This is a genomic window from Streptomyces sp. NPDC043853 (genome assembly GCF_056436025.1).
This window is the reverse complement of the sequence record NZ_JBWKDJ010000010.1, coordinates 83,817-100,529: the sequence shown is the minus strand read 5'-3', so window position 1 is coordinate 100,529 and position 16,713 is coordinate 83,817. Positions and strand designations below refer to the sequence as shown.

General features: G+C 72.6%; 16 protein-coding genes and 1 pseudogene. 10 read left to right on the top strand and 7 right to left on the bottom strand.

All coding sequences use genetic code 11. The features are described from left to right. Window positions 1–22: 22 nt before the first annotated feature. The gene (locus AC067U_RS24970) at window positions 23–757 is read right to left on the bottom strand and encodes a TetR/AcrR family transcriptional regulator (RefSeq protein ID WP_478831984.1); all 735 of its coding nucleotides are present in this window, start codon (window positions 755–757) and stop codon (window positions 23–25) included. 130 nt (window positions 758–887) lie between these two features. Between AC067U_RS24970 and AC067U_RS24965 the strand changes: the two genes are divergently transcribed. From AC067U_RS24965 to AC067U_RS24950, 4 genes and pseudogenes are all read left to right on the top strand, one after another. After that, window positions 888–1,847 (top strand): ATP-binding cassette domain-containing protein, encoded by a 960-nt coding sequence (locus tag AC067U_RS24965; protein ID WP_478831983.1) that lies wholly within the window; start codon window positions 888–890, stop codon window positions 1,845–1,847. Continuing rightward, on the top strand, window positions 1,844–2,632 hold the full coding sequence (locus AC067U_RS24960; protein WP_478831982.1) for an ABC transporter permease: 789 nt from the start codon (window positions 1,844–1,846) through the stop codon (window positions 2,630–2,632). The genes AC067U_RS24965 and AC067U_RS24960 overlap by 4 nt, the downstream gene beginning before the upstream one ends. Before the next feature lie 1,073 nt (window positions 2,633–3,705). Continuing rightward, window positions 3,706–4,089, top strand: a pseudogene (locus tag AC067U_RS24955) (IS200/IS605 family accessory protein TnpB-related protein); the annotation flags it as partial. Window positions 4,090–4,121: 32 nt separating this feature from the next. Then, window positions 4,122–5,330, top strand: coding sequence for a CaiB/BaiF CoA transferase family protein (locus tag AC067U_RS24950; RefSeq protein ID WP_478831981.1), 1,209 nt, complete (start codon window positions 4,122–4,124; stop codon window positions 5,328–5,330). 40 nt (window positions 5,331–5,370) lie between these two features. On the opposite strand, the gene AC067U_RS24945 is transcribed toward AC067U_RS24950, so the two are convergent. Then, the gene (locus tag AC067U_RS24945; protein ID WP_478831980.1) at window positions 5,371–5,640 is read right to left on the bottom strand and encodes a hypothetical protein; all 270 of its coding nucleotides are present in this window, start codon (window positions 5,638–5,640) and stop codon (window positions 5,371–5,373) included. Between the two features lie 248 nt (window positions 5,641–5,888). On the opposite strand from AC067U_RS24945, the gene AC067U_RS24940 reads away from it, so the two are divergent. Next, on the top strand, window positions 5,889–6,932 hold the full coding sequence (locus AC067U_RS24940; protein ID WP_478831979.1) for a serine/threonine-protein kinase: 1,044 nt from the start codon (window positions 5,889–5,891) through the stop codon (window positions 6,930–6,932). Between the two features lie 79 nt (window positions 6,933–7,011). Here AC067U_RS24940 and AC067U_RS24935 read toward each other — a convergent pair whose 3' ends face one another. Then, a complete protein-coding gene (locus AC067U_RS24935; protein WP_478831978.1) occupies window positions 7,012–7,818 on the bottom strand; it encodes an SGNH/GDSL hydrolase family protein in 807 nt (268 codons plus the stop codon). Between the two features lie 230 nt (window positions 7,819–8,048). Between AC067U_RS24935 and AC067U_RS24930 the strand changes: the two genes are divergently transcribed. Further along, window positions 8,049–9,191: a DUF5925 domain-containing protein gene (locus AC067U_RS24930; protein WP_478831977.1), complete on the top strand. Its 1,143-nt coding sequence runs from the start codon at window positions 8,049–8,051 to the stop codon at window positions 9,189–9,191. A gap of 279 nt (window positions 9,192–9,470) precedes the next feature. Here AC067U_RS24930 and AC067U_RS24925 read toward each other — a convergent pair whose 3' ends face one another. Continuing rightward, window positions 9,471–9,857 (bottom strand): GntR family transcriptional regulator, encoded by a 387-nt coding sequence (locus AC067U_RS24925; protein WP_478831976.1) that lies wholly within the window; start codon window positions 9,855–9,857, stop codon window positions 9,471–9,473. Between the two features lie 82 nt (window positions 9,858–9,939). Here AC067U_RS24925 and AC067U_RS24920 point away from each other — a divergent pair, with 82 nt between their 5' ends. Continuing rightward, complete coding sequence (locus tag AC067U_RS24920; RefSeq protein ID WP_478831975.1) at window positions 9,940–10,875, top strand: N-acetyltransferase family protein; 936 nt, start codon at window positions 9,940–9,942, stop codon at window positions 10,873–10,875. 8 nt (window positions 10,876–10,883) lie between these two features. Beyond that, window positions 10,884–11,381: a ribonuclease FAU-1 family protein gene (locus AC067U_RS24915; RefSeq protein ID WP_478832157.1), complete on the top strand. Its 498-nt coding sequence runs from the start codon at window positions 10,884–10,886 to the stop codon at window positions 11,379–11,381. On the opposite strand, the gene AC067U_RS24910 is transcribed toward AC067U_RS24915, so the two are convergent. After that, entirely contained in the window at window positions 11,357–11,818 is a 462-nt protein-coding gene (locus tag AC067U_RS24910) for a GNAT family N-acetyltransferase (RefSeq protein WP_478831974.1), read from the bottom strand. The genes AC067U_RS24915 and AC067U_RS24910 overlap by 25 nt on opposite strands. A 230-nt stretch (window positions 11,819–12,048) precedes the next feature. Between AC067U_RS24910 and AC067U_RS24905 the strand changes: the two genes are divergently transcribed. Beyond that, entirely contained in the window at window positions 12,049–13,089 is a 1,041-nt protein-coding gene (locus AC067U_RS24905; protein WP_478831973.1) for a lytic polysaccharide monooxygenase auxiliary activity family 9 protein, read from the top strand. A gap of 95 nt (window positions 13,090–13,184) precedes the next feature. On the opposite strand, the gene AC067U_RS24900 is transcribed toward AC067U_RS24905, so the two are convergent. Continuing rightward, on the bottom strand, window positions 13,185–14,063 hold the full coding sequence (locus AC067U_RS24900; protein WP_478831972.1) for an esterase/lipase family protein: 879 nt from the start codon (window positions 14,061–14,063) through the stop codon (window positions 13,185–13,187). Between the two features lie 246 nt (window positions 14,064–14,309). After that, the gene (locus tag AC067U_RS24895; protein WP_478831971.1) at window positions 14,310–15,101 is read right to left on the bottom strand and encodes a class I SAM-dependent methyltransferase; all 792 of its coding nucleotides are present in this window, start codon (window positions 15,099–15,101) and stop codon (window positions 14,310–14,312) included. A gap of 380 nt (window positions 15,102–15,481) precedes the next feature. Between AC067U_RS24895 and AC067U_RS24890 the strand changes: the two genes are divergently transcribed. Beyond that, window positions 15,482–16,681: a cytochrome P450 gene (locus tag AC067U_RS24890; protein ID WP_478831970.1), complete on the top strand. Its 1,200-nt coding sequence runs from the start codon at window positions 15,482–15,484 to the stop codon at window positions 16,679–16,681. Window positions 16,682–16,713 lie beyond the last annotated feature (32 nt).

Genomic DNA, 16,713 nt, shown 5'->3' with positions numbered 1-16,713 from the left:
GCTCAGCCCGGCTCAGCCCGGCTCAGCCCGCGGCGCCCTGCGGGGCGAACGAGTCCAGCAGCCGGGTCACCCAGCGCTCGAAGACCGCCTCCAGGCCGGGCGGCGGCACCTCCGGGGACACGGCCAGTGCCCCGGCCAGCCGCGGGTACTCCCCCGTCGCGAGCTGCCCGGCCAGGTACGCCGTGCGCGCGCCCCGCTCGGCCTCCTCGCTCCACGGCAGCGAGCGCGCCCGCTCCGCCAGCGCCAGTTCGCCGCCCACGTAGGTGGCGAGCATGCCGTTGAGCGAGGCGATCAGCTCCAGCTTCTCCGCGTCCGGGACGTCCAGCGGCTCCAGGCAGGCCAGGCAGTGCTCCAGGTAGCGCAGCACCTGGGGGCTGAACCCGTACACCGGTGACAGCAGCCCCGGCAGCCAGGGGTGACGGAACATCAGGTCGCGCCCCTGCCTGGCCAGTTCGAGCATGTCGCGGCGCCAGTCCCCGGTCGGCGCGGGGAGTTCGTACTCACTGCTGACGCGGTCGACCATGAGCTCGTACAAGTCCTCCTTGCGCGGGACGTAGTTGTACAGCGACATGGTCCCCGCGCCGACCGCGGCCGCGACCCGTCTCATGGACACCGCCTCGATGCCCTCGGCATCGGCGATCCGCACCGCCTCGGCCGCGATCGAGTCACGGCTGTGCGCGGGACGGGGCCCGCGGCCGGCCCGCTGCGGGCGGGCCCAGATCACCCCGGGCTCGGCGGAACGCCCGCCCGCCGTCATCGGCCCTCACCCGGCCCCGCGGCCGCGATCACGGCCACACACATCTCCACGTCCACATCCACGTCCACGTCCGCGTCCACGCAGCCATCGTAGTTACGTACACCGTACGTAGTGCGGTAGGGTCGCCGCCATGATTACTACGTACGCTGTACTTAGTGAGGGTCTGGAGAAGAGGTTCGGCGAGGTCCGCGCTCTGCGCGGGCTCGATCTCGCGGTCCCCGAGGGCTCCGTACGCGGACTCCTCGGCCGCAACGGCGCCGGCAAGACCACCGCCGTCCGGATCTTCGCCACCCTCACCGTCCCGGACGCCGGCTCCGCCGCCGTGGCCGGCCACGACGTGGTGCGCGATCCGGCCGCGGTGCGCCGGGCGATCGGCGTCACCGGCCAGTACGCCTCGGTCGACGGCGAGCTCACCGGCCGGGAGAACCTCCGCCTGTTCGCCCGGCTGGCCGGCCTGCGCGGGGCCGCCGGCCGGGCCCGCGCCGACGAACTGCTCGACCGCTTCGGGCTCGCCGACGCCGCCGACCGGGTCGCCGGCACCTGGTCCGGTGGGATGCGGCGGCGTCTGGACCTGGCCGCCGGCCTGCTCACCCGGCCGCGGGTGCTGTTCCTCGACGAACCGACCACCGGGCTGGACCCGGGCTCCCGCGAGCAGATCTGGGCGGCGGTGAGGGCCCTCGCCGACGAGGGCACCACCGTGCTGCTGACCACGCAGTACCTGGAGGAGGCCGACCGCCTCGCCGACGACGTCACCCTCGTCGACCACGGCCGCGCCACCGTCACCGGAACCCCCGGGGAGCTCAAGGCCCGGATCGGCTCCTCGGCCGAGGTGACCGTGGCCGGGCCCGAGTCGTTGGGCGGGGCCGCCGTGGTGCTGGACCGGCTCACCGGGGGGCGGCCGGTGCTGGACGAGGAGCGGCTGACGGTCGGAGTGACCGTACGGGACCCGGACCTCACCCTGCCGCAGGTGGTGAGGGCGCTGGACGCCGCGGGGGTTCCGGTAACGGACGCGAGCCTGCGCCCGCCCAGCCTGGACGAGGTGTTCCTGCGCCTGACCGCCCCGGCCGGGACCCAGGAGGTGGCGGCATGAGCAACGTCCTCGTCGACGGTACGGCGGTGGTGGCCCGGCAGCTGCAGAAGGCCCGGCACGCGCCCGCACTGCTGATCCTCACCCAGACCATGCCGGTCATGCTGCTGCTCTTCTTCGGCTACGTGTTCGGCAGCGCGCTCGCCATGCCGGCCGGGGAGTACCGGGAGTTCCTGGTGCCCGGGCTGCTCGCCGCGACCGCCGCGAACGGCCTGATGACCGGCATGTTCACGGCCGCCCAGGACGCCCACCGCGGGGTCATGGACCGGTTCCGCACCCTGCCGATGAGCCGGGCGGCCGTTCCGCTCGGCCAGACCGGCGCGGACCTGCTGACCACGACGGTGTCGATGGTGCCGCTGATGCTGGTGGGGCTGGCGATGGGCTGGCGCATCGAGAACGGGCTGCCGGGAGCGCTGGGGGCCCTGGGTGTGCTGCTGCTGTTCCGGTTCGCCGCCGCGTGGGTGGGCACGTACCTCGGCCTGCTCAGCAAGAACGAGGAGGCGGCAGGCCAGTTGGGCAGTGCCACCTTCGTGCTGCCGATGCTGTCCAGCGCCTACCTGCCGACGGCCGGACTGCCCGGGTGGCTGCGTACGGTCGCGGAGTGGAACCCGATCAGCGCGGTCGCCACGGCGGTCCGCGAGCTCTGCGGGAACGCGGGCGGCGAGGCCGCGCCCGGGGCCGCCTGGCCGGCCGCGCACCCGGTGGCCGGGGCGGTGTGCTGGTCGCTGCTGTTGTTGGCGGTGTTCGTACCGCTGACAGCGCGCCGCTTCGCACGCGGCCAGGGCTGAGGGCCCGGTCGACCACGAGCCGGGCCGGGCATCCCATCCCGGTCCGGACCGGACCGGGCGTATGTCACCGCCGGACGGGGCTGGAATTGCTGAATCGTGTGCCGGAACAAGTGCGTTCCGGCGTGTGTGAATGAGCGTCTTCTGTGGGGCTGAGTCGCGCGGCGCCAGTCGGGAACGGACGTTCTCGCATCGAATGAGCGACCTTTACGGTCGGCGACCGTTAGAATCTGCTTTCAAAGCCCCCGGCCGAGCAAGGCTCTGGCTGCGGAACCCGTCCCGTTCGGCTATCGCCTGGTCCCGCCCCACATACCCGCTGGCCACTGGCCTGGGCACTCGCCGCCACTCCGCCGGTGCCCGCATGCCGACGAGTGCACCCTTGCACCTTGTCCGACTTGCGCCTTGGCCGAGCCCTGTGCCGGTGCTTGAATCTGCGTCAGTCGAGCCTGTCACAGGACAGGCTGCGAACGTACGGGGGATGATCAGCATGCCTTCTTGGGGTGGAAGCTTCACCCGCGCCGTTGCCGCCGGCCTGACCGCCGCGGCCGTCGTTGGGTTCGGTGCGGTGGCCGCCAGTAACGGTGCCGACGCCAGTGGTAGCCGGACGAGCCCGGCCAGCGTGGTCGGAACCGGCGCGCAGGGGCACTACCTGGGTGCGGGGGCTCCCATCTGGAAGACGGAGTCCGACGTCAGTCCGCTCTGGTCCAACGGGGCTATTGCCTGAACCTGCACCTGTAGGGGATTTCAGCTGAGGCCCGCACCGCTAGACGGTGCGGGCCTCAGTACCTTTTTCTGGACCTCGGAGTCGGCGGCTTCGCCAGCCTGATTCCAAGGTGGGTTCTGGGCCGATTTGGTGGCCACCACCCTGAGAACGATCAAGGCAGAGTCGGCCTGCCGACCGACTCGCCGGCCTCCGGGCCTGTTCTCCACGGACAACGCCCCGCACGCCCCACTCACCCCAGCAGTTCCGTTCGCCGAACGGCCACAGTGACCGTTCGACGAACACGTCCACGAACTTCGCGTTTCGGACACTGGCGGGCCCACCTGCGGCTTCTGGGTTCAGAAGCAGGTACTTAGTCATCGCCGTCGACCCCACCAGCAGGTGGGGCGGCCAGCACTGGCAGAGACCCCTGGCCTCGAAGCACCGCAAGACCAGCCGGCACGATGCCGCGAGCATCGCGATCGGCAGGCGCACCCAAGGGCACCCGGTCCGGCGACGGACAGCACCGCCCCCTGCTCACCGGAACGATGAACAGGGGCATCGGACCGCCCAGGCCGCACCGGGCACCCTCGGACGTGAGGAAACCCGCCCCCGCATCCCCGGACCCCGCACAGGATGCGCCGGGCCCGGACACGGAGCGAAAGCGGGAGACCAGCCTGCCCAACACCGTTCGGGGCACACGGCTGAGCACAGAGCCCGGCAACAGGACTCACTCGCGCTCAGTCCTCAGGAATGGTGACAAGTGCCCGCTCCACCCGGTAGGCAGGCCCCATGGCCACCGAAGCGCTTCCGCAGCCCCTCCCGTTGGAGGGCATCACCGTCGTCGCCGTCGAACAGGCGGTCTCGGCCCCCTTCGCCACGCGGCAGCTCGCCGACCTCGGCGCCCGCGTGGTCAAGGTCGAGCGCCCCGACGGCGGCGACTTCGCGCGCGGCTACGACACCGCGGCCCGCGGACTGGCCTCGCACTTCGTGTGGGCCAACCGGGGCAAGGAGTCGATCGCCCTCGACCTGAAGGAGCCGCGCGGCCGGGAGGTACTGGAGCGGCTGATCGCGCAGGCGGACGTCTTCGTGCAGAACCTCGCGCAGGGGGCGGCGGCCCGGCTCGGGCTGGACGCGGCGGCACTCACCGCCCGGTACGAGCGGCTGGTCGCCGTGGACATCTCCGGCTACGGCCCGGAGGGTCCGTACGCGCACAAGCGGGCCTACGACATGCTGGTGCAGTGCGAGGCCGGGCTGGTCTCGGTGACCGGCACTCCGGACCGGCCGGTCAAGGCGGGCATCCCGGCGGCCGACATCGCCGCGGCGATGTACGCGTTCTCGGGGGTGCTGGCGGCGCTGCTGCGGCGCGGGACCACCGGCCGCGGCGGGCCGGTCGAGGTGTCGATGCTGGACGCGCTCGCCGAGTGGATGGGGCATCCGCTGCACCACACCATGCACGGCGGGGAGCAGCCCGCCCGGACCGGGCTGGGGCACGCCGTGATCGCCCCGTACGACGCCTACCCGACGGCGGACGGCGGCGAGGTGCTGCTCTCCGTGCAGAACGACCGTGAGTGGCGGCGGCTGGCCGAACAGGTGCTGGAGCGCCCCGAGTTGGTTGTGGATCCGGCGTACACGACGAACGCCGCGCGGACCGCGAACCGGGAGAAGACCGACGCGGTGGTGGCGGAGGCGCTGGCCGGGCTGGGCTCGGCGGAGGCGATCGGCCGCCTGGAGGCGGCGGGGATCGCCTGCGCCCGCCTCAACTCGGTGGCGGACCTGGCCGCGCACCCCCAGCTGGCGGCACGGGACCGCTGGCGGGAGGTGGACTCCCCGGCCGGGCCGCTGCGGGCCCTGCTGCCGCCGATCGGACTGCCGGGCGGCACGGCACCGCGGATGGGCGCGGTGCCGTCGCTCGGCGAGCACACCGACGCCCTGCTGCGCTCCCTGGGGATGACGGAGACGCAGATCACGGCGCTGCGCCGGGACGGTGTGGTCGCCTGAAAGCCGGGGACGAGGGTGTGCCGGGAGTGGCGCCGCGGCGCTACGGGCGGCGGCTGCCGAGGAGCGTACGACGCAGTCGGCGCAGCGGGGCGAACAGCGCGACGCGCGCGCTCCGGCTCCGCTGGACGTGCGTGTGGTCGCGCGACGTCAGCTCGCGCATCAGCAGGGTCGCCTCGGCGGCCTCGCGCTGCGGGACGGCGGGGCCGCCGAGCACAGCGAGGTGACGGTCGAGGCGCGAGCTGGTCGCACTGCTGCCGCAGGTGATGGCAGGCACACGGGGTGGCCTGCTGCGCATCGTTATCTGTTCCATGTCTCTCCCCACCCGTAAGAAGGCACCCGGCCCGGGCAGGGTAACCCTATCGTCCCCACGTCGCAGTCGGGTATCCCGGTCGTGTGAATTACCCCTGTTTCGTGGGGGAGTTGACGGTTACTCAGTGGAGTCATCCGTTACTCTCCGCACAAACCGGACTGTTTGGCGACTTCCGGCGCGACCGGCGCCAGGACCGACGAACCGGTATAACCTGGAGTGATCGGACCGCTACCCACGGGGGGCCTCGTATGGGCGGAGATCTGAGCCGGGATCCGGGCGGCGCGCACGGCGGGGAACGGGGTGTCGACGCGCCGGGCGACGGGCGCCTGCTGGCGGGCCGCTACCGGCTGCTGGACCTCCTGGGCGAGGGCAGCAGCGACCTGGTGTGGCGGGCCCGCGACGAGAGCCTGGGCCGCGAGGTCGCGGTCAAGGAGATCAGGGTGCCGTCGGGGACGGACCCGGTGGACGCCCGGCGGCTCTACGCGCGGCTGGAGCGGGAGGCGGGGGCCGCGGCGCGGGTATCGCACCGCGGGGTGGTCAAGGTCCACGACGTGTTCACCGAGGGCGGCCGGCCCTGGATCGTGATGGAGCTGGTCCGCGGCCTGTCGCTGGCGGAGGTGCTGGCGGCGGACGGGCCGCTGCCGCCGCAGCGGGTGGCGCACCTCGGGGAGCAGCTGCTGATGGCACTGCGCTCCGCGCACGAGGCGGGGGTGCTGCACCGTGACGTGAAACCGGGCAACGTCTTGGTCGGCAACGACGGCCGGGTGATGCTGAGCGACTTCGGGCTGGCCCGGTCGACGGCCTCGGGGACCGAATTCCTGGCGCCGGAACGGCTTTCGGGGCGGGCGCCCGGCCCGGAGTCGGACCTGTGGTCGCTGGGCGCGCTGCTCTGGACGGCTGTCGAGGGAAGCCCGCCGCGCGGGGAAGACGGCTCGCCGGCTGCCGCGCCGCGCCGGGCGGGCCCGCTGGCGCCCGTACTGGAGGGGCTGCTGCGGCCGGATCCCGCCGACCGGCCACCGGTGGCGGAGGCGGCCCGGATGCTGCGGGTGGTGGGCGCCGGCGGGACCGTACGGGCCGCCGGCGGACCGGAGTCCGGGCCGGCCGGCGAGGCCCGCGGGGGCGTCGGCGGCGGCGAGCGGGACGATGCCGGGGGCGCCGGGGACGCCGGGGACGCCCCGGCGACGGCGCCGCCCGAGGGGGCGGTGCCGCGCCGGGCCGGGCTGGTGCTCACGGCCGGGGTGCTGGTGCTGCTGGCCGCGCTGGTGGCGCTGATCTGGCTGCTGGTGACCTGAGACCTGCCGGTGGCCCGAGCCTCCCGGTGGCCCGAGCCTGCCGGTGCCTCCCGGGCGCGGACGTCCGCGCCCGGGAGGCTCAGGCCGCGTTGGTGAAGACGGGCAGGTAGCCGCCGGACTGGCCGGCCGCGGTCGGGTGGTACGACTCGCCGATGTTGGTCCAGTTGACACTGTGCAGCCACGCGCTGCCGGAGCAGATCTCGTGGCCGGTGAAGGCGCCGACGACCGAGGCGAAGGCGAAACCGTGGTCGGCGGCGCGCTTGGCGATCGCGGCGTTCAGGTGGTCGGCCGCGCCGTTGATGGCGGTCCGCTCGCCCTCGCTGAGCCCGGCGATGCAGCTGCCGCCCAGCTTGTAGAAGCGCGGATAGCCGATGACGACCACGCGGGCGGACGGGGCCTTGGCCCGGATGGAGTCGTAGACCTGGTTCAGCTTGCCGGGCAGGGTGGTGTCGACGTACGCCTTGGCCTGGTTGACCCGGTTGACGCAGGAGGACTCGGACTGCAGCACACAGGTCGTCATGACGTCGGAGAACCCGGCGTCGTTGCCGCCGATGGTGATGCTGACCAGGTCGGTGCCGCTGTTGAGGGGGCCGAGCTGGTTGGCCAGGACGTCACCGGTCCGGGCGCCCGAACAGGCGGTGAAGGAGAAGGTCTGCGGGGAGTGGGCGGCGGCCCACAGCGCCGGGTACGCGCGCGGGGTCCGCTTGCAGCTGCCGCTGCCGCTGTCGTAGTTGCCGGCGCCGACGCCGGAGGAGTACGAGTCGCCGAGGGCGACGTAGCCGAAGTCGGCCTGCGACGCGGCGGTGGCCGTTCCGGCGCCGAACAGGGCGGCTCCGGCTGCCAGCAGCAGGGCCGAGGTTAAGGAGGCGAAGCGCGACAGTCTCATGTGTGCGGCTCCTTGTGGGGGTTGACGACGAGTGGGTGGCTCGTCTCGTTTGTCGTACCGGGAGCCGGGGGTTCCTGGAAGTGTCCATGCCAAGAATCTTCGGAAAGGGCACGGTGCGGGAACGGGGGCGGAACCTTCACGCGGGAAGCGTTTGAGGAGGCAGGTCACGCACCCGATCCAGCGAACCAACCGGGGAAACACGGGTGCACGAGGGCAGTCCGTGCCGGATCATGGGCGCCATGCCAGACACTCCGGGCGACATGCCGGGCACCCCGCCGAGCGAGCGCGACCCCCGCCACGCGCTGCCGATCCGGCTCACCGTGGACGACAGCGATTCACCCTCGGACGTGGTCGACGCGCTGTTCCTCGGCCGGTTCGCCTCCGGCGAGCAGCCGTACTCGCACAGCGTCACCATCGAACGGGTCAAGGCCGGCGCCACCCTGCTGCCGCCCGCGGCCACCGTGCTGCGCGCGGCGCGCGACACCGACCGCAGCGCCACCCTCGCCGAGGGCGAGGGCTGGACGATGCTGGTCTCGCGGTGGAGCCGGGGCGCGGACGTGACGGTGACCGCGGTCAGCGACGAGCTCGCGGAACGGGTGCTCGGACAGGCGACGGACGGCGCTCAGGACGAGCCCGAACCCCAGCCGGAGAACGTCACGATGGGCTTCTGGTACGTCTCCCCCAGGCGCGGCCCGTACCGTACGACGCGTCAGATCGCGGCCGGCACCTGGGCGGAGGTGCGGGCGAACTACACCGCCCCGGTGGCCGGGGCGATGGACCGGCTGATGAAGGTCACCCCGGACGACATCGCGGGCCGGCTGCTGCTGCTCCACGGGCCGCCGGGGACGGGCAAGACCTCGGCGCTGCGCACGCTGGCGCGGTCGTGGCGGGACTGGTGCCAGGTGGACTGCGTACTCGACCCCGAGCGGCTGTTCAACGACGTCGGGTACCTGATGGACATCGCCATCGGGGAGGACGAGGGCACGGCGAAAGGGCGGTGGCGGCTGCTGCTCCTGGAGGACTGCGACGAGCTGATCCGCGGCGAGGCCCGGCACACGGCGGGGCAGGCGCTGTCCCGGCTGCTGAACCTGACGGACGGCCTGCTGGGACAGGGCCGCAACGTCCTGGTGGGCGTCACCACCAACGAGGACCTGGAGCGCCTCCACCCGGCGGTGGTGCGGCCGGGGCGGTGCCTGGCCCGGATCGAGGTCGGCAGGCTCACCCACCGCGAGGCGGTGGACTGGCTGGGCACGGAGGAGGGGGTCTCGCGGGAGGGCGCAACCCTGGCCGAACTCTTCGCCCTGCGGCGCGGCTCCGGCCCGGCGGCGGTCCTCCCGCCCCAGCAGGGGCCTGCGGCGGGGCTGTACCTGTAGCTCCGGCTGGCGCGCGCGTCCCCCCACCGGGGCGTGGTCGGTCGTCGGGCGGCCGCGCCCACCCGCAGCGCGGCGCCCTTCGCCGAGGTGTGGGCAGGCGCCCCTCCGCCGAGGTGTGGGCAGGCGTTGAGCGGGGTCGGGGGCCGGGGGTGGCTGCGCGAACCCTCGCGAGCCCGGGGTGCCGTGTGCCCACCCGTGCCGCCCCAGCGGCACGACTGCCCACACGGCGGCGGCATCGCGGCCACCAGCCCGCGCGGCCGGGGCGGGGCCGGGGCGGGGCTATTGGTCGTAGCGGGCGCGGAGGGCGTCCACCGCCGCGGCCACCGCTTCGTCGAAGCCGAGTCCCAGCCGGTGCGCCCGCTCCGCGTACGCCTGCGCCGCTCCCGCGGCCTCGCGCGCCGCCGCGTCCCCCGCCGCCGCGACGAACGTGCCGTGCCGGCCCCGCGTCTCGATCACCCCGTCCGCCTCCAGCGCCCGGTACGCCTTGGCCACCGTGTTCGCCGCCAGGCCCAACTGCTCCGCCAGCCCGCGTACCGTCGGCAGCTTGAAGCCCGCCGGGAGCGCGCCCGACCGGGCCTGCTCCGCGACCTGCGCGCGCAGCTGCTCGTACGGAGCTGCGGAGCCGGCCGTTCCGGAAATGTCGATCTTCAGGTTCGTCGAGGTCACACCCCGGATTCTGCTCCATCCGGGCCCCGGCGAGGGGAAATTCGGGGGCAGCGCGGCCCCTCCCCTGCGTAGCGTCCACGGTATGACCGTTCTGGTGCGTGATCTCCGCCCCGCCGACCCCGCGGACGTCGAGGCCGTCGTACGGGTCCGCCGGGCCGCCCTCCCGTTCATGATCTCCACCGCGGCGGGCATCCGGTTCGACCTGGACAGCGCCCATCCCGACCGGCGGTACCGCGTGCTCGTCGCCGAGGACCGGGACGGCGGGGTCATCGGCACCGCCCAGGTCGGCATCGCCTACGAGAGCCCCGAACCCGGCCGGTCCTTCGTCAACCCCTACGTCCACCCCGGCCACCGGGGCCTCGGCGCCGGTACCGCCCTGCTCCGCACCGCCGAGGCGTACCTCGCCGCCGAGGGCGCCACCGACGCGTTCGCCTGGGTGCTGGACGAGCCCGCCAACCGGGCCTTCGCCGAGCACCACGGCTACCGCCGCAGCCGGTCCGCGCACTTCCTCCGGCTGGACCTGGCGGCGGGCACCCTGCCCCCGGTTCCGGAGCTGCCGGAGGGCGTCGAACTGCGCCCCGCCTCGGCCTTCGCCGCCGACCCGCGCCCGCTGTTCGCCGTGGACGCGGAGAGCACCGCGGACGAACCGAGCGACGTGGAGGCCGAGTTGACCGACTACGAGGACTGGCTCCGGCACACCTGGAACCACCCTGAACTGGACCGGGAACTGACCATGGTCGCCCTGGTGGACGGCGAGCCGGCCGCGTTCAGCGCCGCCCGCACCGACGGCGCCGGCCGTTACGTCTCGGCGATGACCGGCACCCGGCGCGCCCACCGCGGCCGCGGCCTGGCCAAGCTCGCCAAGGCGGCCTCCCTGCACCGGGCCGGGGCGGCCGGCTGCACGGAGGCGTTCACCGGCAACGACAGCGAGAACGGTCCGATGCTCGCGATCAACCGGTGGTTCGGATACGAAATCAGCGCCACCGAGGCGCGCTACGCGAAGAGACTGGGAGGGTGAACGCCGCCATGGGCGTGAGTACGGCGATCGAGGTGGCCCTGGTCAAGGGCGGACGCACGAAGATCCGTTACGGGGCGGAGCTGGTCGGGGACGACGGATCGCGGATCTCCGTGCGCGCCGCCTGGGCGGCCCCCGGCGTCCGCGACTTCGGCTTCGTGCGGTTCGAGCCGGGCGACGTGTTCACCGAGCACTACTGGCGCGACCGCTGGTACGCCGTCAAGGAGGTCCGGGCCGGCGACGGCACGCTCAAGGGCTGGTACTGCGACATCACCCGACCGGCCGTCGTGGACACCGCCGCCGGCGAGATCGTGGTCGAGGACCTCGACCTGGACCTGTGGGTCTCCGCCGACGGCTCCGAGGTACTGCGGCTGGACGAGGACGAGTTCGCCGCGAGCGGCCTCGCCGGGCGGGACCCGGAGGCGGCCCGGCGGGCGCTGGCCGCCCTGGACGAGCTGGAGCGGCTCGCCGTGGCGGAGGGCGGCTACGCGCTGAGCCGCTTGCGGTAGTGGAAGCGGTCGTACGGACCGTCGACGCGCCGTTCGGTCAGCTCGTACCCGTAGCGCGGGTAGAGCTTCCGGTTCTCCCACATCAGGGCGTTGGTGTAGAGCCGGATCTCGCCCAGGCCCAGCGCGCGGGCGCGGGCCTCGGCGAATCCCAGCAGGATCCGCCCCAGGCCCGTGCCGTGGGCGTCCGGGTGGACCGCGACGCTGTCCAGGAACAGGTGGTCGTCCCGGGGCACCAGCACCACCAGGCCCGCCACCGGCTCGCCCACGACGAAGACGTGCCCGGCGGCGACCTCGGCAGCGTGGTCGGCGTCCATCGGCGCGGGCCGGATACCGATGCGTTCCACGTAGTGGTGGTAGGCGGCGTCGGTCACGGCGCGTACCGCCGGCACGTCCGCGGCGACGGCCCGGCGAGGCTCCGGCACGGTCTCGGTGATCACACGGCCACGCTATCCGTAGGCCGCGCTTAGCGCCTCCTTAAGCGAACCCTAAAGATCGGCTCCAGGGCCTCCGAGCAGCCGGAATCCCCTTGTGGAGTGGCTAGTTTGGGCGAGCCAGGGAAGGCCGGTAGCGGCGCCGCGATGCAACAGGGGGGCGGCGCCGCTCAGCCCTCGCTCAGCCCTTGGGGGCCGGCCACCGAACCATGTGCAGCCCACAAGGAGAACCGCCCATGTCGTCCATCCCGACCGCCTCCGTCCGCCGTACGGTCGCGCGCCTCGCCGCCCTCGGCCTCGCCCCGCTCGCGCTGGCGGCCACCGCCGCCTCGCCGGCCGTCGCGCACGGCTCGATGACGGACCCGGTCAGCCGAGTGGCCACCTGCTACGCGGAGGGGCCGGAGTCGCCGAAGTCCGCGGCCTGCAAGGCGGCGGTCCAGGCCAGTGGGGCGCAGGCGTTCTACGACTGGAACGAGGTGAACATCGGCAGCGCGGCCGGCCGGCACAAGCAGCTGATCCCGGACGGCAAGCTGTGCTCGGCGGGCCGGGACAAGTACCGGGGCCTGGACCTGGCCCGCGGCGACTGGCCGGCCGGCCCGATGACCTCGGGCGCGCACACCTTCCGCTACAAGGGCACCGCTCCGCACCGGGGCTCCTTCGCCCTGTACATCACCAGGGACGGCTACGACCCGTCGAAGCCGCTGAAGTGGTCCGACCTGGAGGCGAAGCCGTTCGCCACGGTCACCGACCCGGGGATGCGGGGCGGTGAGTACGTGTTCAACGGCACCGTGCCGAAGAAGTCCGGCCGCCACCTGATCTACAGCATCTGGCAGCGGTCGGACAGCCCCGAGGCGTTCTACACCTGCTCGGACGTGGTCTTCGGGAAGGACAACGGGAGCGGGCCGGGCCCGCAGCCCACCGGCAAGCCGACCACGAAGCCCGGCAAGCCGACCGGGCAGCCGACCGGGCGGCCGACCGGGACCGGCGCCCCGCGGTCCGGCGCCACGCCGGGCGGGCCGGCCACGCCGACCGGGGACGCGCACGGCCACAACATCCACAGCGCCCACGGCGGCTCCTCCCCGTCCCCGCTGACCTCGACCTCGACGGTGGCGGCCGCGGAGTCCTCCTCCGGCGGCACCGGGAACCTGGCCCAGACCGGCGGCAACAGCTCCACCCCGGCGATCGCCATCGCCGGGGCCGGGGCCCTCGCGGTCGGTGCGGCCGTGGTGTTCGGCCTGGCCCGCCGCCGTGCCGCCGCGGGGCGGCACGGCCGCTGACCCCGGCGTCCGGGCCCGGCGTACGGGCCCGGACCTGACCGGCGTACCGGCCGACCGGCGTACGGGCCGACCGGCGTACGGGGCCGCCTGGCGCCTCAGTCGAAGACCGAGGCGCAGGTGGTCCGTTCGGCGTTCGCCGGGTCGAGTGCGTTGAGCGCCTCGTGCCAGGCGATCCGGTCGGTCAGGCCGATCGCGACGTGCTCGGAGAAGTCCACCGGGCAGAGGTCCTGCAGGACCACGTTGCGTACGTTCGGGCCGCTCAGGAACTGGCTGCGGTACGGGGTGACCACCTGGTCGTACTTGGTGGAGATGACCGTGTAGCTGACCCCGGGGACGGTGTCCCCGCCGGCGTTGAGCTTGTTCTGGAAGGGCGAGCCGGCGATCTGGTCGGCGAGCCCGGGGGTGTTCTCGCTGATCAGTTCCTCCGCCCCGGGGAAGTAGGGCAGCAGCTTCGTGAGGCCGAGGAGGGTCGTCCCGTGGTTGGACGGGGCGAGTCCGACCAGCGCGTTGACCTTGTCGGCGCCGCCCAGGAACTTCAGGTAGTAGCGCGGCATCATGCCGCCCTGGGAGTGGCCGATGAGGTCGGTCTCGGCCGCCCCGGTGGCGGCGAGCACCCGGTCGACGAACACCCGGAGCTGCTCGGCGGACTTGTCGACGGCACCGAGGCCGTTGAAGAAGGGCACGCCCGGCAGCTGCCCGTAGTCGAGCGAGTAGACGCAGTAGCCGCGGTGCACGAGGTACGGGGCGAGGCCGAGCCAGTTGTCGACCGAGTTGCCGAAGGTGCCGTGGACGAGGACCACGGGCCGCGGGTGCGCGGCCGAGGGCTTGCAGGACCAGTTGTTCCAGCCGCTGCTGACGGCGGTGGCTTGGGCGGCGGACGACGGGGCGGCCGAGGCGGTGGCGGTGGGGGCGAGTGCGCCGATCGCGAGCGCGAGGGCGGCGAGCGGCCGGAGCAGGCGTCTCCAGGGCAGCATGGGGTGATCTCCTTGCGGCTCAAGGCATGTGGGGGCGGGGATGCCTGTGATCCGGATCACCAGGGTGTTGCCACTCGTCAAATTACGAGCGGGTAGCAAGAGTTGGAAGTTACGCGTCAGTAAAAAATCGCCGTGTCGAGACGGTCCCCAGCCACCCGCGAGCCGACCGGAAACGCACCGGAACCCCGGCCGTCGTACGGCCGGGGTTCCGGTGCGTGGACCTCTGCGCGGTCCTGGGCCCGCGGATCAGGCGGGACGGCGGCCCCGGACGACCATGGTCGCCAGACCCAGGTCGTAGAAGTCCTCCTGGTACATCTTCGCGGCGGCGCGCTCGACCTGCTCCTCGGTGGCCGTGCCGGCGCCGACCACGATCGGGCCCCAGCCCTTGATGGCCTCGCCCCAGAAGAGGGACATCGGGCGGCTCGCACCGACCACGGAGAGGGAGCCCTCGACGTGGATCTCCTCGAGCCCGAGCTCGACCAGCGGCGCCGGGAAGGTGCGCGGCCAGGTCAGGTCGGTGCCGACCTGCTCCTTGTACTGCTCCAGGGTGGCCAGGCTGACCTCGCGGTAGTCGTCGTCCTGCGCGGACTCGACGGGGAACTGCGCGGGCTCCTCCAGCAGCAGCCAGCCGCCCGGCTTCAGCCAGGAGACGACGCGCTTGAGGTCCTCCTCGCGGCTGCGCAGGTGGCTGAAGACGTAGCGGGCGTAGATGAGGTCGAAGGACGCCTCGGGGAAGTCCTCGGTGGTGACGTCGTGCTGACGGACCTCCAGGTTGGGGATGCCCTGGTCGCTCAGCGCGCCGAGCTCGATGTCGGTGGCGATCACCTTGCCCTCGGGGCAGCGCTCGGCGAGCCAGCGGGCCGTGCTGCCGGAGCCGGCGCCGATCTCCAGGCTGTGCCAGTCCGGCTTCGGGTCGAGCGCCGCGAGGCGCTGCTTGCTGTTCGGGTCCAGCTCGCTGCGCAGCGCGGTCAGCCACGCGGGCGTCTCCTGGGCGCCACCGGACTGGTCCGCGGCCTGCTCGGTCACTTCAGCCGTCACTGTTCGGAGCTCCTCTGTCGGGGTCTGTCGCGACAATCGAATTTCTCACGCGCTCATCAGATATCGCTTTGCACATGCGCATTACAGAACTTCGCATGCGGCAGGCCGGAACCATTCGCGATTCGCCCTTATCGTTGCCACCCTCCCGCGCCACCGTCAAGAAACGGGCGCACGCTTCCCGTCCCGCTGACAGGACAAGTGCGGATCTGGCCAAGATGCCCCCCAGTGGTGCTAACTTGGCCCGGCAACACAGGTGGATCCCCGCGCCGAGCGTTTCTTGCCCACGCGGCAGTGGCCACATACCCATTCAACCGATAGCGTCGCGACGTGCCCGTACACATGAGACCGGCGTCGTAGTTTCCGTCAATGGAAGGAAAACCGTGGCAGATTTCGCTGACCGTTGGGGCTTTGCGCAGGACAAGTTTTGGCTGCGAGGCGAGCGTCCGGCGGAGACCGTCATCTGGAGTGAGGAACTCCAGCGCTGGGAGGTGTTCGGCTACGCCGAGGTCAACGAGGCGCTGAGCAACAGCGACGGCTACTCGGCCGACTCGGGCAAGCTCTTCGGCCTCGACGAGGAGACGCTCAAGTACTTCGACGGCGACCTGGCCCAGATGACCGGCGCGGAGCACGCGAACATCCGCAAGCAGGTCAGCCACGCCTTCAGCCCCCGGTTCATCGAGCACCTGGAGTCCCGGGTCCTGGAGCTGTCCCAGCACCACGCGGACAAGGTGGCCGACCTGGGCCGCTTCAACCTGCTGAGCGACTTCGTCGACGAGGTGGCCGGCATCGTCTTCAGCGAGCTCCTCGGCATCCCGTCCGACGACCGCACCATGTTCAAGGTCGTCGACCAGAACATGGACCAGCAGGCCCAGATGACCCTGAACGACCAGGGCAGCGAGGACGGCTACTTCGAGAAGCTCACCAAGCCGCTGCAGCCGCTGCGCGAGATGCTCGGCCGGCACGTGGACGCGAAGACCAAGGAGCCGAAGGACGACCTGATCAGCCTGCTCTCGCAGGTCAAGAAGCTCGACGGGTCCCTCATGACCCGGGACCAGATCATCAACTTCATCATCGGCATCCTGGGCGCCGGCCACCTGGCCACCCCGCTGCTGTGCGCCAACACGATGCTGTGCCTGGAGTCCTTCCAGGACCAGTACGCGCTGGTCAAGTCCGACCGCTCGCTCATCCCGGGCATGCTCGAGGAGTCGATGCGCTTCCTGACGCCGGGCGCCGCCTCCTACCGCGCGACCATCCAGGACGTGGAGCTCGGCGGCAAGCAGATCCCCAAGGACAGCCTGATCCGCGTGTACCTGGGTGCGGCCAACCGCGACCCGCGCCAGTTCACCGACCCGGACGCCTTCGACGTCACCCGCGCCCCCAACCCGCACCTCGGGTTCGGCCGCGGCGCCCACTACTGCGTGGGCGGCCAGATGGTCCGGGTGGAGACCCGCATCGTCTTCGAGGTCCTCTTCGACCGCTTCCCCAAGCTCCGTGTCGACCCCGACATCCCGCCGCTGTTCTTCAACTCGCCGGACTTCACCGGCGTGCGCTCCGGCGGCATGTGGGTCCGCACCGACTGACCCCGGTCCCGGCGCCGACCCGGCGCCGACCC